Origin of the sequence: Terrabacter sp. Ter38 (assembly GCF_024519435.1) — a bacterium.
GTDB lineage: Bacteria > Actinomycetota > Actinomycetes > Actinomycetales > Dermatophilaceae > Terrabacter.
The window spans coordinates 44914-60961 of the sequence record NZ_JALJRZ010000005.1 but is presented as its reverse complement, the minus strand read 5'-3'; the positions used below and the strand labels follow the sequence as shown (position 1 = coordinate 60961).

Below are 16048 nucleotides of genomic sequence, written 5' to 3'. Positions count from 1 at the left end.
AGGCCGGACCCCTCAGGCCGGCCCGGGCTCGGGGCCGGGGGCTCCGGTCGCCGAACGGCGCAGGGACGCAGGGTCCACGACGGTGACGCGGCCACGGTCGAGGACCACGGCCCCGGCCGACTCGAGGCGACGCAGGACCCGGTTGGCCGTCGGCCGGGTGACCCCCGCCAGCTCGGCCAGCTCGGACTGGTTGAGGTGCACGGTCACCGGTGAGCGTGGCGGTGCGGCAACGGCATACACCCCACACAGGGACACGAGGCTGCGCACGACACGGAGCTCGGCGGGCGTGTGCAAGGCCTCCATGAGCGCCTCTGTCAGGCGGCTGACCCGGGCTGCGAGAAGGCGCACGAGGAGGCGGTTGACCTCGGGGTGACGGTCGCACAGCCGCTCGAAGTCCGCGAAGGACAGCGCCAGGGTCACAGTCCGCTCGACCGCCTCGATCGTCGCCGTCCGCCGACCGGCGCGCACGATCATCGCGAGCTCGCCGAAGGCCTGGCCGGGGCCCATGACCGCATAGGCCAGCCGGTCCCCCTGCTCCGACGACCGGCGGGCGACGACCCGCCCCTCGACGACGAAGTGCACGGTGTCGGCGGCGTCCCCCTCGTGGAAGACCACCTCGCCCGCGTCGTACGTGTGCCGGTGCATCGTCGCCACGACCTCCCGACGCTCGGCCGGCGCGAGGTCGGACAGCAGCCCGAGGTCGAGGGTCACGGCTGCCCTGCCGTCCGGACCCGGAGACCGCGAGCACTCCCGGGGTGTCGTCGCGCGCACAGACAGGGGCCGGCGTCGGCGGGACCGTCGTGGGAGACGACACCAGAACGTGACCGCACCGGGACATCCGCATTACGAGGGGCAGCGAACCCCTCACCGAGGGAAGGCACTTCCATGACGACGACCACGGCACGACGACGGGTCCACCCGGACCTGGCGCACCACCACCCACGGGTGACGCGCCTGCCCCGCGGAGGGTGGACGTGGGAGTGCGACTGCGGCGGCGCCTCGGCCCGCTCCGTCGTGGCCCGCCTGACGTGGCACCAGGCGTTCGTGGGTGCCCTCATCCACTCGGCCTCGATCGCTCCCTGAACGGTCACCGCAGACCCTCGCCGATGCGCCCCCGCAGGGGCACGGGGAGCGGCGACAGCGACGCACGCGCCTCGGCGAGCAACGCCGACTCCGCCCGGTCGAACACATCCTGGGCGGAGTCTGGCGTGTCCCCGATGGCGGTCATGCCGACGCGGCCGCACTCGGTGATCGAGCTGATCATGTGGAACACGGCGCCCGTCTGGCGCGACTGGTCGAAGTGGAGCCCCGCGCGGGCCACGAGGTCGAAGAGGTCGTCGACACCCATGCCCCGGAGCGTCTCGTCCTCGAGGTGGTCGGTCGCCACGAGGTGGCGTTCGGCACCGGACGGGGTGACGAAGCGCCCCTCCTCGTGGACGTACGTGCCGTCCGTCAGGAACTGCAGCGTGAGGAACGGGTGCGTCGTACCGCCCCTGCGCAGGTTGATCTCGATGGCGTGGGTCTGCCACTGCTCGCCATGGCGGACGACGACGAAGTCGAGGGCGAACCGCCCGAGCACGCCCTTGTCCGCGAGGACGCGACCCACCTTCTCCGCCTCCTTCGTGATCGTCGTCGCGTAGGCCGGGTCGGCCGGGAACCGCGCACCGAGGTACATCTGGCCCGTCGGGCCACCGAGGACCTGGTCGTGGGTCGAGAGGATCTCCAGCTCCCCCAGGGGCGTCACGCGCAGCTGCACGCTCGGACTGCGCACCTCGTCACCGACGATGCGCTCCTCGACGATGCCACCGCGCTCGTCCAGCCGCCCGAGGTAGGCAGCGGTCTCGATGCGTGCGTCCTCGAGCTGCAGGCCCAGCACCCGGTCGGTGACGACCGCACGCAGTGCGACTGTCTCCCCGCCCGGTTCCGCGGCCGTCGCGGCCGCCGCGTCCACGTCGGCGAGGTCGACGAGGGCGTTGCCCGAACCCGAGACACCCTCGTCGAGCTTGACCATCGCCCACTGCGCGCCGGGCCGCGACGCGTGCAGCTCGAGCACGGCGTCGACGACGTCGTCGACGGAGTGGACGTCCTCGGCGCCGAAGGGATGGTCGACGCCGGCCTCGGCGAAGATCCGTCGGCAGCCGGTCTTGGTGCCCAGCGGATAGAGGCGCGGGTCCGCGGCATACATGGGGATGCCGAGCATCAGCGCCAGGTCACGCTCGCGCGTCGTGCTCGTGTACGGGACGAGGTGCGACCTCGCGGGGTCCGTCACGAGGGAGGCGATGCGGGACAGGACCCGGGGGCGGGCCAGCAGCTTGTCGGTCAAAGGCCGCGGGGAGGAGTCACCCACCGAGACGAGGTCGAGTCGGGCCCGGGCATGGCTCGGGATGACGCCGGGAAGCAGCGACAGGTAGTACTCGATGATGTGCTCGTTGATCGGCATCGACGTCACGTAGACCATCCGGAGGCGCGGCTGACGCAGCAGCAGCAGCATGAAGAGAAAACGCTCCTCCAAGGCCTGGTTCATGGCGCCCGCCGACTGCGTGAGGTTGTCGACGCTCATCGACGGCACGACGACCACCGACTCCCGTGGGTCGGCTTGACCGAAGTGGCGCCAGACCTCGGGCAGGGCCTGCTGCAGGTCGTCGAACAGTCGGCTGCGCGCCGCCTCGTCGAGCGCGTCGAGGCCACCGCCGTCCACCGTCGGGACGATCTGGGCCTGGGTCGTCGCATTCATGGGTCGTCCTCCCGGTCGGTGGTGCCGATGACCTCGTGGACCTCGAGGGGCCGCGAGATGCCGCGCAGCTCCACCGGCCCGAGCGAGCGCGTCTCGAACCGCTCGTCGAGGCCGGCCAGAACGCGCGGGCTGATGAGGATCTGGCGCGCGGCTGCGACCGCGCAGAGGCGGGCCGCGACGTTGGTGACGGTCCCGATCGCCGCGTAGTCCCAGCGTCCTTCGAAGCCGACCCGACCCAGCGTCGCGTAGCCCTGCGCGATGCCGACCCCGAAGCCGAGCCGGTGCCCCTGCCGGGACCACCCGGACGCGAGGTCGTCGACGCGGTCCCGCATGTCGAGCGCCATCCGCACGGCCCGCTCGGGTGCGTCCGGACACGGCGGGGGGTCGTTGAAGAACACCATGAGCCCGTCGCCGGCGAAGTGCTCCAACGTGCCCTCGTAGGCGAAGACGAGCTCCCCCAGGGCGCCGTGGTAGTCGCGCAGCACGGACATCGTCTCCTCCGGCTCGGCGGTCTCGGCGAACGCGGTGAAACCCCGGAGGTCGGTGAAGACGGTGGTGATGTCGCGTCGGTGGCTCTCGAGGAACGACTCGTCGCCGGACTCGACGATGAGCCCAGCGATCTGGGGGGACAGGAACCGGCGCAGGCGACCCAGCCGGTCGAGGTCGTCCACCTGCTCGGCGACCCGGGTCTCGAGCTCGGCGTTCCAGCGCTCGAGCGCGACCGTCTGCTCGAGCACCGTGTCGTGCAGACGCTTGACGCGCGCCAGCGACCGGACCCGAGCCATGAGCTCGGCCTGGTCGAACGGCTTGGTGACGAAGTCGTCGGCGCCGACCTCGAGGGCACGCAGCCGCTGCTGGGTCCCGCTCGCCGTGACCATGACGACCGGCAGCATCGCCGTGCGGGGGTCGGCCTTGATGCGCTGACACGTCTCATAGCCGTCCATGACCGGCATGAGCACGTCGAGCAGGACGACGTCGACCTCACACTCGGCGAGTGCCTCCAATGCGGCGTGCCCCGACGCCTCCGAACGCACGACGAAGCCGCGGGGCTCGAGGACGGCGTGCATGAGCTTGCGGTTCTGCTCGAGGTCGTCGACGACGAGCACCCGCACGCCCGTGAGCGGCGGGACCATGGCATCGCCGTCGACGGGGCTCACGGCTCCGGTGCCTCGCGTCGCGGCAGGTGACGGCGCACCTGGGCCGGGAACTCGCGAACGCTGATCGGCTTCTCGAGGTAGCCCGAGAAGCCCGAGAGGAGGGCCCGCTCGCGGTCGCGGTGCATGGCGAACGCCGTGAGCGCGACGATCGGGATGTGCGCCGTCGGTTCGTGGCCTCTTATCTGTTCGAGGGCGGCGAAACCGTCGATGCCGGGCAGCTGGAGGTCCATGAGGATGACGTCCGGAAGGCTGGTCCTCGCCTGCTCGACCGCCTCCTCACCGGTGGTGGCGACGACGACGCAGAAGCCGGCATACTCCAGCACGTCCCGCGCGAGCTTGAGGTTGCGCGGGTTGTCCTCGACGATGAGCACGACGGGCAGATCGCTCACGGCCGCTCCTCCTCCCTCACGTGCTCGGCGGCGACCGTCGCGAGCCGGCGCGCGAGCCCCGGCAGGTCGATGCCGGCCTTCTCGGCGACGAACGCGATGCGCCCCTCGAGACGCGAGCGATCCTGTGGTGTCAAGGACTTCGCGGTGAGCACGACGATCGGCGGCCCGTCGGAGTCGCGGTGCGGCCGCAGCTCGTCGATGACGGCGAAGCCGTCGACGTGGGGCATGAGCAGGTCGATGACGACGACGGACGGGGCGACCGCGCGCACGAGGTCCGCCGCCTGCTGACCGCCCGCGCACGTGTGCACCTCCCAGCCCAGCGGCTCGAGCGTGCTGCGCACGAGCTTGAGGGCGAGGGGGTCGTCGTCGACGACGACGACACGCAGCCGAGGGCTCTGCTCGTCCGCGCGCGGCGGTGGGAGCAGCCGCGTCACCGCCGCGAGGAGGTGCTCGCCGCTCACGGGCTTCACGAGGTACTCCGTGGCCCCCAGGGCGAAGCCACGGCCGCGCTCGGGCTCGACGCTGACCACGACCACGGGCACGTCGGCCGTGGCAGGGTCGCTCTTGAGCTCGGTGAGGACCTCCCACCCGTCCATCCCGGGCAGGTGGATGTCGAGGACGACCGCGACCGGGTCCCGGGCCCGGACGAGGTCGAGTCCCTGCTCGCCCGTCGACGCTGCGACGGGACGGAGACCCGCTGCGCGCAGGTGCAGCTCGACGAGCTCGGCCGAGCGGGGGTCGTCCTCGATGACGACGACGGTCGGGCCGTCGGCGGGGCCGTCGTCGAGCATCCACACGCCCCCGCCGGCCGAGCGGTCGGCGTCGGGTTGCGGGACAGAGATCCCGAAGGTGCTTCCCTCGCCCGGTGCGCTCGTGAGCCAGAGTCGCCCGCCGTGCAGCTCGACGATGCGGCGGCTCAGGGTGAGACCGAGGCCGGTGCCCTCGCTCGACGACGCCGACCGCTCGCCCTGCTGGAAGGAGTCGAAGATGCGCTCCTGGTCCGCCGGTGCGATGCCGATGCCCGTGTCGGTGACCGTGACGTCGAGCTCCTCACCGTCGCGCCACGCGCGGACGACGATGCTGCCGCCGTCGGGCGTGAACTTCACGGCGTTGCTCAGCAGGTTGAGCAGCACCTGCTTGAGGCGCAGCTCGTCCGCTGTGACGAGGCCGAGCCCGTCCGCCGCCTCCAGGGTCAGTCGTATGCCGTGCAGCGCGGCCCGCTCGCGCACCAGCGAGAGCGCCTGGACGAGGATGTCGTCGATGGGGAAGGTCGTGCGGTCGAGCTCCATGTGTCCGGCCTCGATCTTCGACAGGTCGAGGATGTCGCCGAGCAGCGCGAGCAGGTGGCGGCCCGCCGAGTGGATGTCCTCGAGATAGTCCTCCTGTCGCTCGTTGAGGTCGCCGAACATCCGCTCGAGGAGCACCTCGGAGAAGCCGATGACGGCGTTGAGCGGGGTGCGCAGCTCGTGCGACATGCTCGCGAGGAACTCCGACTTGTGCTGGCTGGCCTCAGCGAGCGCGACGCTCTGCTGCTCGAGCTGCTGGTAGAGGCGGGCGTTGGTCAGGGCGACGGCCGACTGGCTCGCGAAGGCCGCGAGCAGCTCGCACGTCTCGTCGCTGAACGAGCCCGTCGACTTGCGCCGCACGACGAGCGCCCCGACGACCCGGTCGGGACGCACGAGGGGGATGGCCACGAGCGAGCGCCAGCCCGACCCGTGGAGCACGGCGAGGTGCGGGTCGAGCGGCTCGGGCGCGGCGTCGAGGTCGGGGATCTGGAGCACCCGCCGGCCGCGCGCGGCCCGGCCCACCCAGGTCCGGTCGATGTGGATCTCCGCGGCTCGCAGCGCGTCGATGACGTCCTCGCTCGTGCCGTAGGCCGTGCGCACCCGGAAGAGACCCGTCGCCTCGTCGAACTCCATGAGCGAGCCGCCGTCGGTGTCCGACAGCTCGACCGCGTGGCTGACGATCGTCGTCAGCACCTCGTCCGCGACGAGCGTCGAGCTGATCGCCTCCCCCACCTCGGCGAGCGCCTCGAGCTGGTCGACCTTGCGGGCGAGCTCGGCCGACCTGCTCTCGAGCGCCGAGAAGAGCTCGACGTGCCGAAGGGCGAGCGCCGCCTGCTCGGCGAACGTCGACAGGAGCTCCTCGGCGGCCTCGTCGAAGGGCGCGACCTGGGTTCGCCACACGTTGAGGGCGCCGACGACCTGGTCGCCGACCACCATCGGTGCGCCCATCATCGTCCGGTAGCCCCCGACCCGCTGGAAGTCGATGCGACGGTAGTCCGGATCGGCGAGGACGTCCTCGATCTGGTGCACCCTCCGGTCGATGGTGACCCGCCCGACCAACGTCGCGCGGTCGCGGACGATCGGGTGCTGCGAGACGAAGTCGACGAACTCGGGCGTCAGTCCGCTCGACCGCGCGAGCACGAACGAGTCATCCTGCACGAGGTAGATCTGGGCGACCTGCGCGCCGAGGAGCCGCCGGGCGCTGTCGACGACCGCGTCGAAGACCTCGTCACGGCTGGCGGCGCCGCCCGTCGTCGAGGCCGTGAGGACCTTGAGGATGTCGCTCGTGGCCCGCAGCTGCTCCTGCGTCGTCGCCAGCCGGTCGGCAAGCTGGTGGGCACCCTCGACCGCCTCGTCGCCCGTCTTTCCGAACCCGCTCATGCGAGTCCCCCATCGACCTGTGAGTCCCTGTGGTCCCCCACACGAGTGTCCTCCCCGAACGGTCGACGCACCATGGGAATCCGAAGAGCTCGACGCCGGGGTCCAGCCGGCGCACCGCGAGGCGCCGCGCAGATGACTGCCCTCGGACCGCCTGACCCCTACTCTGAAGACGAGCGCCCCGGGGGAACGGGCCCGCTCGCCCTGCTACGGAAGGACTTTCATGCCTGACTCCAGCACCGTTGCCGGCCCGACTCCCGACCTCACGCGCAAGGCCGTGGCCGAGGCGGTCGGAACGTTCATCCTCGTCTTCTTCGCCGTGGGTGCCGCCGTCGTCGGCCTCGAGACGATGAGCAGGCTCGCCGTCGCCGTGGCCTTCGGCTTCGTGCTGCTCGCACTGGCGTACGCCATCGGCCCCGTCTCGGGCTGCCACGTCAACCCCGCAGTCACCCTCGGCGTGCTCATGCGCAAGGGCATCACGACGACCGAGGCGATCTACTACTGGATCGCCCAGCTCGTCGGTGCGATCCTCGGGGCGGCCCTGCTCAAGCTCATGGTCTCGAGCTTCGGTGGTGTCAAGGACGAGACCGGCGCCCTCGGGACCAACAACTGGGGCGCGACGATCACCGCGGGGGGCACCTTCGTGCTCGAGGTCGTCCTCACCTTCCTCCTCGTGTTCGTCGTCCTGCTCGTGACGAGCCGGGCCGCGGCACCGGGCTTCGCCGGACTCGCGATCGGACTCGTGCTCACCGTGATCCACATCGTCGGCATCCCGCTCGACGGCACCTCGGTCAACCCGGCCCGGTCCATCGGTCCCGCCCTGCTCAACGGCGGCGAGCCGCTGGCTCACGTGTGGATGTTCATCGTCGCGCCGCTCATCGGCGGTGCCATCGCGGCCCTCGCCTCCCCGTACTTCGAGACGGCCGTCTCGAAGACCGACACCGACCCCACGGGCGCCGACGTGCCCGCCTGACCGTGCTTCGCCGACTGTCCAACCTTGAGGCGCGCGCCTGCCCCATGATGAGTCCATGAGCGACGCATCCGGGGGCAGGCACGGGTCGAGCAGGCCGAAGGGCCGTGCCGCCGTCCGGTGGGTGGCCGCCCTGGCGGTGCTGGCCTGGCTCGCCATCGGAGGCGTCGGCGGTCCACTGGTGGGCCGGCTCTCCGAGGTCGCCACCAACGACAACGCGAACTTCCTTCCCCCGTCGGCGGAGTCGACGTCGGTGAGCAAGCTGGTGGCGCGCACGACCGACACCCAGACGCTGCCCTACCTCGTCGTCGTCGAGCGCCCTAGCGGCCTGACCCCGGCGGACCTCGCGGCCGTCCAGCGCTACGTCGAGGGCATCCCCGATCTGAAGCTCGCCGACCCCGGACGCACCGTCGGCGAGTTCCTGCAGTCGCCCCCGAAGCTCGCGATCCCCAGCCAGGACAAGCAGGCCGCGCTCGTCCCCGTCGCCTTCCTCGCCGACAAGGCCGAGGACACCATCGCCGGGGACACCGCGTTGTATGCCGTCGCGCAGGCCCTGCGCGAGTCCGCTGCGTCGACGCTGGGTGAGTCCGGGCTGACCGTCCACGTCACGGGGGCCGGCGGCTTCTTCGCCGACTTCATCATCGCCTTCGGCGGCATCGACGGAATCCTGCTGCTCGTCGCGCTGGGGGTCGTCTTCCTCATCCTGCTCATCGTCTACCGCAGCCCGATCCTGCCCTTCGCCGTGCTCATCTCGGCGGTGTTCGGCCTCTCCCTCGCCGCGCTCGTCGTCTTCCCGCTCGCCGAGAACGGCACGATCAGCCTGAGCGGTCAGAGCCAGGGCATCCTGTCGATCCTCGTCGTCGGCGCCGCGACCGACTACGCCCTGCTCCTCGTCGCGCGGTTCAAGGAGGAGCTGCACGACGAGGAGTCGACGTGGGAGGCGATGAAGATCGCGTGGCGCGCCTCGGTCGAGCCGATCGCCGCGAGCGCCGCCACCGTCGTCATCGGGCTGCTCTGCCTGCGGCTGTCGGATCTCGGCAGCACCAAAGGCCTGGGTCCCGTCGGCGCGCTGGGCATCGTCGGCGCCTTCGTCGCCTCCCTGACCTTCTTGCCTGCCGTCCTTCTCCTCATCGGCCGACGCGTCTTCTGGCCGCAGGTGCCCCACGTCGACCACGTGCACAGCGCGGACGCGGTGGGGACCCGCGGCATCTGGGGCCGGGTCGCCGGACTGGTCGGGCGTCACCCCCGGCGTACCTGGGTGGTCACCCTCCTCGCCCTCGCCACCTGTGCGGCGTTCCTGCCGACGCTCAACGCCCGCGGCATCGCCCAGTCCGACCTCTTCCTCACCCAAGTGGACTCCGTCACCGGGCAGGAGGTGCTCGCGCGCCACTTCCCTGCCGGGTCAGGCTCACCTGTCCAGATCGCCGCCCCCGAGGCCAAGGCCGATGCCGTGGTCAAGGTGCTGGAGTCGACCGACGGGGTCAGCAGCCCACAGGTGGGACTCGTCCCCGGTCAGGCGCCGAAGGTCGTCGACGGCCAGGTCGTCGTGCAGGCCACGCTCGACGCGGCCGCCGACAGCGTCGCGGCCGAGGACACCATCGAGACCCTGCGCGCCTCGCTCGACCGGGCCGGCTCCGACGTCCTCGTGGGAGGGACCACGGCGACGAACCTCGACGTGCGCCTCGCCAGCGAGCGCGACCTCAAGGTGATCATCCCGACGATCCTCGCCGTCATCTTCGTCGTGCTCATGCTGCTGCTGCGCTCGATCGTGGCTCCGCTCGTGCTCGTCGCCGCGAACGTCCTGTCGTTCGCCGCGACGATGGGCGTCTCCGCCATCGCGTTCAACCACGTGTTCGGGTTCCCGGGCTCCGACCCGTCGACGCCGCTCTACGGCTTCGTCTTCCTCGTCGCCCTCGGTATCGACTACTCCATCTTCCTCATGACGCGCGTCCGTGAGGAGTCGCGCACCCGGGGCACCCGACCCGGCATCCTCGTGGGTCTCGCCGTGACGGGCGGTGTCATCACGAGCGCGGGCATCGTGCTCGCGGCGACGTTCTCGGCCCTCGCGGTGCTGCCGATCCTCTTCCTCGTGCAGATCGCCTTCATCGTCGCCTTCGGCGTCCTGCTCGACACGCTCATCGTGCGCAGCCTGCTGGTCCCCGCGGTCTCCTACGACCTCGGCGACCGCATCTGGTGGCCCATCGGCCTGCGCCGCTCGTCGAGCGGGGCATCCGGCAAGCACGAGGGTGCGGGCGACGTGGACGGCGAGGGATCTCGTGGGCCCCGGACTAGTGCGGCTTCAGGACGACCTGCAGAGCGATGACCGTCAGCCCGACCAGGCCGCCGGCGAGCGACCCGACGACCAGCCACGGTCCCCGGAGGCCCGCCCGCCTGCTCGCGATCGCCGACAGGAAGGCCAGGGTCAGCAGCCCGGTGATCTCCACGACGGGAAGGGTGTCGGCGGTCCTGAGCGACGTGGCCCGACCGATGGCCAGCACGGCGATCGGGGGCACGGCAGCCAGCAGCAGATGCACCTGCCGGCGCGCCACGGCGAGCCATTCCGACCTCGTGAGTCCCCGTTGGACCGCAGCGTGCTCCTGGAGCAGCTCGGAGAACGCGTGCGCCAGGCACACGGCCACCACGGGAGAGATGACGACGACGGCAGCGGCGGGGAACGACAGCTCGGACCAGCCGGAGTAGGCGGACAGCACGGCCATCACGACGATGGTCGCGTACGTCAGACGCTCGAGGTCCAGCGCGACCCCGGCGACGCGCACCGAATGCGGTTCTTGACTCGTCACGCGGTCAAGGCTCGCACGGAAGTCGTGGGCGCTCAGCGGATCGTCGGACGACATGTGGGACGACATGACGCCGCCGACCAGCCACGCAGGGGTTGGTTGGCACTAGCGTGACAGATGCTGAGGTTGAGGCACCCGGAGCTGAGGGGGACCACCGATGAGCGAGAGCGGCACGCCGGCGTCGACTGCGGACATCGCGACCCCACCATTTGCCATGAGTGCCGACGAGGTCGTGGCGGCCGCCGGCACCGATGTCGTCTCCGGTCTGAGCAGCGCCGAAGCAGCGAGGCGCCGCTCGGCCCACGGCCCCAACAAGATAGCGGCAGAACGGCCGCCCTCCGGCTGGGCCATCGCGGCGTCCCAGCTCCGCGACCCGATGAACATCATGCTCGTGGCCGTCGTGGTCGTCAGCCTCGCGATCGGACAGGTCTCGACCGGGGTGCTGGTCGGGTTGCTCATCGTGCTCAACGTCGTGCTCGGCACCCGCCAGGAGCTGACAGCTCGGGCCAGCGTCGACGCCCTCGCGAAGATGCAGGTCCCTCAGGCCCGGGTCGTCCGTGACGGCTCCGTCGCCCTGGTCCCCGCCACCGAGATCGTGCCGGGCGACCTCGTGCAGCTCGAGGCGGGTGACATCGTCCCGGCGGACGGGCGCATCGTCAGGTCCGCCACCCTCGAGGCCCAGGAAGCAGCCCTCACGGGAGAGAGCGCCCCGATCGCGAAGGACCACACCACGCTGGCGTCCGGAGACGTGGCGCTCGGTGACCGGACCAACATGCTCTTCCAGAACACGTCCGTCACCCGGGGGACCGGCGCGATCGTGGTCACAGCCACCGGGATGCAGACGCAGATGGGCCAGATCGCGACGATGCTCACCTCGGTCACCCGCACGCGTTCGCCGCTGCAGAAGGAGCTGGACGCCCTCACCAAGGTGCTGGGCCTCATCGCCTGGGGAGCGGTCGCCGTCATCGTCGTTGTCGGTCTCGTCCGCGGGACGCCGGGCAAGGACCTTCTGCTCCTGGGAACGGCGATGGCCGTCTCGGCGATTCCTACCGGCATGCCGGCGTTCGTCTCCGGTCTGCTGTCGCTCGGTGCCAAGCAGCTCGCTGCGTCCAAGGCTGTCGTGAAGAACCTCACCGACGTCGAGACCCTCGGGTCGACGAGCGCGATCAACACCGACAAGACGGGCACGCTGACCCTGAACGAGATGATGGTGTCCGTCCTCTACGCGAGTGGCTCCTGGTTCACGGTCGACGGGGAGGGCTATGCCAAGACCGGAGCGATCCGGGCCGTCGCGGGCACACCTGTGCCGGACTTCACCCGGCTCGGACTGGGACTGTGCCTCGCCAGCGACGCCCTGGTCGGCGACGACGGCTCGGTGATCGGAGACCCCACCGAGGCGGCGCTCGTGGTGCTCGCCGCCAAGCTCGGCATCGACGCAGAGGAGACCCGCCGCACCTTTGCGCGCCTCGCCGAGGTGCCCTTCGACTCCGAGTACAAGTTCATGGCCACGTTCCATCGCGTGACGATCGACGGCGGCGAGCACGTGATCGAGCTGGTCAAGGGCGCCCCTGACGTCGTCATCGCCCGGTGCACCATGGCCGGCGGTCCCCTCAGTGGCTCGCAGGCGCCGATCGAGCACGCGAACGACGGCATCGACGAGGCGAACGAGCGGATGGGAGCCAAGGGACTGCGGGTGCTCGCGTTCGCGGCACGCCTCGTCGCCGACGACGAGCTGGCGACCATGACCGACGATCCCATGTCCCTCACGCAGGGCCTCTCCTTCGTCGGCCTGGCGGGCATCATCGACCCTCTGCGCAGCGAGGCGAGAAGCGCTGTCGCGACGGCATTGACAGCGGGGATCGACGTGCGGATGATCACCGGCGACCACGCCGTGACCGCGCAGGCGATCGGCCAGGAGCTGGGGCTGGGGGCCGGCGCCATCAGCGGGACGGAGCTCCAGGCGCTCAGCGACGAGGAGCTCAAGCGACGGCTGCCGGAGCTGCACGTGTTCGGCCGCGTGACACCGGAGGACAAGCTCCGACTGGCGAGGGCGATGCAGGAGGAGGGGATGATCGTCGCGATGACCGGCGACGCCGTCAACGACGCGGCCGCCCTCAAGCAGGCCGACATCGGCGTCGCGATGGGAAGCGGGAGCGAGGTGACCAAGCAGGCCGCACGCATGGTCCTCACCGACGACAACTTCGGGACGCTCGTCCATGCGGTCGAGATCGGGAGGCGGGTCTACGACAAGGTCGTCTCGTACGTGCGCTACCAGATGACGCAGTTGCTCTCGCTCGTGTTCCTCTTCCTCGCCGCGACCGTGTTCAACGTCAACCAGGGCGTCGCGATGACCCCGACCATGGTGCTCTACCTGCTGTTCTTCGCCACCGCCGTCGGTGTCATCGTCATCGCCGTCGATCCCGGCGACCCCGACGTCATGCACCGCCCGCCCCGCGATCCCGCCGTCCCGATCACGAACCGCCGGGCCGTCGTCATGTGGGTGGTCTACGCACTGGTGCTGTTCGTCGCCGCGTTCGTCCCCCTCGTCCTGGGCCCCGACGAGCCGAGCCCCACGCGCGCGTCCGTGTCGATGACGATGACGTTCGTGGTCATGGGCCTGGCGACGGCGTTGAACGCCGTGGTCAACCGGCGCGACCCCACCACCGGGCTCACTCCACCGGTCCTCAAGGCGCTGGCGATCGCCCTCGTCACGGCCGGGATGCTGCTGCTGGCGACCCAGCTCCCGACGTTGCAGCAGGGACTCCTCACCACCCCGCTCACGCCGCGCGAGTGGCTCGCGTGCGCAGCCCTGGCGGCCGCGCTCCCCACGGTCGTGGAGCTCGGCAAGCTGGTCAGGAGGCGCCGGCTCGAGCCTGCAGGACCACTCGATCCCGGGGCGGCGGTCGCGCCGACCCGCGCCCGGACGACGCCCCCCGCCTGAGCGCCTGCACACAGCGCGCCGCTGCCCGGCGACGGGCGTGGTCTCGGGCCGGGCGGGGCCGGGGTCAGGTCGCCCCGGCGACGTCCCTTCTCGTCAGCTCGCCGGCAAGGTCACGTTGCATCAACTCGGATACCCCGGCCGGGTCGAGGCCCTGGCCGAGCAGGACCGCGAGCTTGGTGAGCGCCGCCTCGGACGTCATGTCGTATCCGGGCACGGCGCCCGCCCGCATCAGGGCCGACCCTGTCGCATACGCACCCGGCTGCACCGACCCACGCACGCACTGCGTGACGACGACCACGACGATGCCCTGGGCCGTGGCGGTCTCGACGACGGCCATGAAATCCTCGTCGTTCGAGGGCCCGTTGCCTGCCCCGTAGGCCTCGATGACGAGGCCCTGCAGCGGCGGTCGGCACAGGTTCGCGAGGATGGAGGCCGAGAACCCGGGAAAGAGACGGACCGCTGCCACCTCTCCCAGTCGACCGGCTCTGAGCTGAGGCTCCCCGTCAGGGGGGCGGAGCAGCGAGTGCCGGACGTCGATGTCGATACCGATCGAGGCAAGCGGCGGAAAGCGTGGCGAGTCGAAGGCGTCGAGGCCCGAGGCGTCGACCTTCGTCGCCCGGTTGCCCCTGAGCAGGACCTCCCCGAAGAGCAGGGTGGACTCGGGGACGTCCGACCGCGCCGCCACCTGCAGGGCCCCGATGAGGTTCTGCCGCCCGTCGCTGCGGGTGCGGGCGACCGGGATCTGCGAGCCGGTGACGATGACGGGCTTGCCGAACGACGGGAGCAGGAACGAGAGCGCCGACGCCGTGTAGGCCATCGTGTCCGTCCCGTGCAGGACGACGAAACCACGGTGTTGGCTGCGGTGCTCGTGCAGGACGCGCGCGATCGCACACCAGTCGTGGGGTGTCGCGTTGGCGGAGTCGATCGGCGGGTCCAGCTCCTCGAAGACGATCGGCGGCAGCTCGCCCCTCGAGTTCTCGACGATCCAGTCGACGTACGGAGCCAGCGCTCCGGCCACCGGCGCGTAGCCGTCGGGAGTGTCGACCATCCCGATGGTCCCGCCCGTGTGAAGCACGAACACGCTGTCGCTCACACGCATCTCCCTCCGTCGGACGTGGCACCGCGAACTCGCGGTGAGCCCACGCGTCCCGCCACCCGTCCCGGCAGCGTGCGCAGCTCACCGTGACACTCGACGCCCGCCCTGTCCAGAACGACCTGCTGTCAGGGCGCCTCGGCGGATCGGTCCTGACGTCGAGCCGGCCGTCAGACGGGCGGCAGTCTCCCGCGATCTGACCCGACGAGGTCCGTGGGCGCTACAACTGGAGCATGAACATGCCTGGAGATCAGAGCGGTCCGGACGAGTCACCAGCGGAGCCAGGCCCGCGAGGGAGGGTGCTCGACGAGATCCGTACGCCGAGAGCCGCGGCCATCGCCGGGATCGCCTTCGCCGTGCTCCTGGGGGCCGTCATCATCCTGATGTACCTGGCGCTCCCCGGCACCGGCAGTCGTTCGTCGTGGATCACCGATGCCGACCGCCGCGACCGGGTGGCGCTGGCGATGCAGCTCACCCCCTACGCGGGCATCGCCTTCCTGTGGTTCATCGGGGTGATCCGTTCGCGTCTCGGGCACCAGGAGGACAAGCTCTTCGCCACGGCCTTCCTCGGGTCGGGGCTGCTGTTCGTCGCCATGCTGTTCGCAGCCTCTGCAGACGTCGGAGCGTTGCTGGCCCTGTACAACGGACCGGACAGCGTGTCGCCGGAGTACATCCGGCAGGTGGGAGCGGTGAGCTCGGCCCTCCTCACGACCTTCGGCATCCGCATGGCAGCGGTCTTCACCATGGTGGTCACCAACCTCGGTCGGCGCACCGGCATCGTGCCGCGGTGGCTGGTCGCCGTGGGGTTCGTGGTCGCGCCGGTCCTGCTCCTCGCGCCGCCGCGGACGATCTGGGCCGTCCTGCTCTTCCCGTTGTGGGTCCTGCTCCTCAGCCTGCACCTCCTCGTCTCGTCCTTCCGAGCGTCGCCGGCGTAGCGAGAGGCACGGACAGCCGCCCATGTGGTGACGTCGGTGCGGGCCGGCCGCTCAAGGCGTCAGGATGCCATCTGCTCGGCTTCGGGGGCGCTCTGGCGGCCCCATCGAGGTGGGAGTGGAGGTTGCGAAAAGTTCTGCGGTCCAGTCACTTTCGCGCCGACCCTGATGGCAGCGGTGCTGCAGTCGAGCGCTGCCTGAGCGCTCGTCGAGGCACCACACACGATGGATGATCCGGCCACCCTCTTGCAAGCCCGCCATGCCCCCGTCGGCGCCACACTCCACGAGACCGAGACGGCTTCTCATCCTAGGAGGGTGAGTACGGGTCCGTCGGGCGGTGTCACGTTGGTCGTGCGAGACACGTGCTTCCC

12 protein-coding genes are annotated in these 16048 nt (G+C 70.8%); 5 read left to right on the top strand and 7 right to left on the bottom strand.

Annotated elements, in window-relative coordinates:
• Nucleotides 1-12: 12 nt before the first annotated feature.
• A complete protein-coding gene (locus NR112_RS11970) occupies nucleotides 13-711 on the bottom strand; it encodes a Crp/Fnr family transcriptional regulator (RefSeq protein ID WP_256794561.1) in 699 nt (232 codons plus the stop codon).
• Nucleotides 712-885: 174 nt separating this feature from the next.
• On the opposite strand from NR112_RS11970, the gene NR112_RS11965 reads away from it, so the two are divergent.
• Complete coding sequence (locus NR112_RS11965; RefSeq protein WP_020143422.1) at nucleotides 886-1083, top strand: hypothetical protein; 198 nt, start codon at nucleotides 886-888, stop codon at nucleotides 1081-1083.
• Nucleotides 1084-1087: 4 nt separating this feature from the next.
• Here the strand turns inward: NR112_RS11965 and NR112_RS11960 are convergent, their stop codons facing one another.
• Genes NR112_RS11960 through NR112_RS11945 form a run of 4 tightly spaced genes read right to left on the bottom strand, consistent with a single transcriptional unit; the run spans nucleotide 1088 to nucleotide 6946 of the window.
• The gene (locus tag NR112_RS11960; protein ID WP_256794560.1) at nucleotides 1088-2734 is read right to left on the bottom strand and encodes a peptide ligase PGM1-related protein; all 1647 of its coding nucleotides are present in this window, start codon (nucleotides 2732-2734) and stop codon (nucleotides 1088-1090) included.
• The gene (locus NR112_RS11955) at nucleotides 2731-3891 is read right to left on the bottom strand and encodes an adenylate/guanylate cyclase domain-containing response regulator (protein WP_256794559.1); all 1161 of its coding nucleotides are present in this window, start codon (nucleotides 3889-3891) and stop codon (nucleotides 2731-2733) included. Before NR112_RS11955 ends, NR112_RS11960 begins: the two co-directional genes overlap by 4 nt.
• Nucleotides 3888-4280, bottom strand: a complete 393-nt coding sequence (locus tag NR112_RS11950) for a response regulator (protein ID WP_256794558.1) — start codon at nucleotides 4278-4280, stop codon at nucleotides 3888-3890. The genes NR112_RS11955 and NR112_RS11950 overlap by 4 nt, the downstream gene beginning before the upstream one ends.
• Nucleotides 4277-6946, bottom strand: coding sequence for a response regulator (locus NR112_RS11945; RefSeq protein WP_256794557.1), 2670 nt, complete (start codon nucleotides 6944-6946; stop codon nucleotides 4277-4279). Before NR112_RS11945 ends, NR112_RS11950 begins: the two co-directional genes overlap by 4 nt.
• A gap of 220 nt (nucleotides 6947-7166) precedes the next feature.
• Here NR112_RS11945 and NR112_RS11940 point away from each other — a divergent pair, with 220 nt between their 5' ends.
• Both NR112_RS11940 and NR112_RS11935 read left to right on the top strand, forming a co-directional pair.
• Nucleotides 7167-7916: an MIP/aquaporin family protein gene (locus NR112_RS11940; protein WP_256794556.1), complete on the top strand. Its 750-nt coding sequence runs from the start codon at nucleotides 7167-7169 to the stop codon at nucleotides 7914-7916.
• Between the two features lie 55 nt (nucleotides 7917-7971).
• Complete coding sequence (locus NR112_RS11935; protein ID WP_256794555.1) at nucleotides 7972-10236, top strand: MMPL family transporter; 2265 nt, start codon at nucleotides 7972-7974, stop codon at nucleotides 10234-10236.
• On the opposite strand, the gene NR112_RS11930 is transcribed toward NR112_RS11935, so the two are convergent.
• The gene (locus tag NR112_RS11930; RefSeq protein ID WP_256794554.1) at nucleotides 10202-10714 is read right to left on the bottom strand and encodes a hypothetical protein; all 513 of its coding nucleotides are present in this window, start codon (nucleotides 10712-10714) and stop codon (nucleotides 10202-10204) included. The genes NR112_RS11935 and NR112_RS11930 overlap by 35 nt on opposite strands.
• 211 nt (nucleotides 10715-10925) lie before the next feature.
• On the opposite strand from NR112_RS11930, the gene NR112_RS11925 reads away from it, so the two are divergent.
• Complete coding sequence (locus tag NR112_RS11925; RefSeq protein WP_256794553.1) at nucleotides 10926-13652, top strand: cation-transporting P-type ATPase; 2727 nt, start codon at nucleotides 10926-10928, stop codon at nucleotides 13650-13652.
• A 64-nt stretch (nucleotides 13653-13716) separates the two neighbouring features.
• On the opposite strand, the gene NR112_RS11920 is transcribed toward NR112_RS11925, so the two are convergent.
• Nucleotides 13717-14745, bottom strand: coding sequence for a type I asparaginase (locus NR112_RS11920; protein WP_256794552.1), 1029 nt, complete (start codon nucleotides 14743-14745; stop codon nucleotides 13717-13719).
• Between the two features lie 233 nt (nucleotides 14746-14978).
• Here NR112_RS11920 and NR112_RS11915 point away from each other — a divergent pair, with 233 nt between their 5' ends.
• A complete protein-coding gene (locus NR112_RS11915) occupies nucleotides 14979-15680 on the top strand; it encodes a hypothetical protein (RefSeq protein ID WP_256794551.1) in 702 nt (233 codons plus the stop codon).
• The last annotated feature ends 368 nt before the right edge of the window (nucleotides 15681-16048 follow it).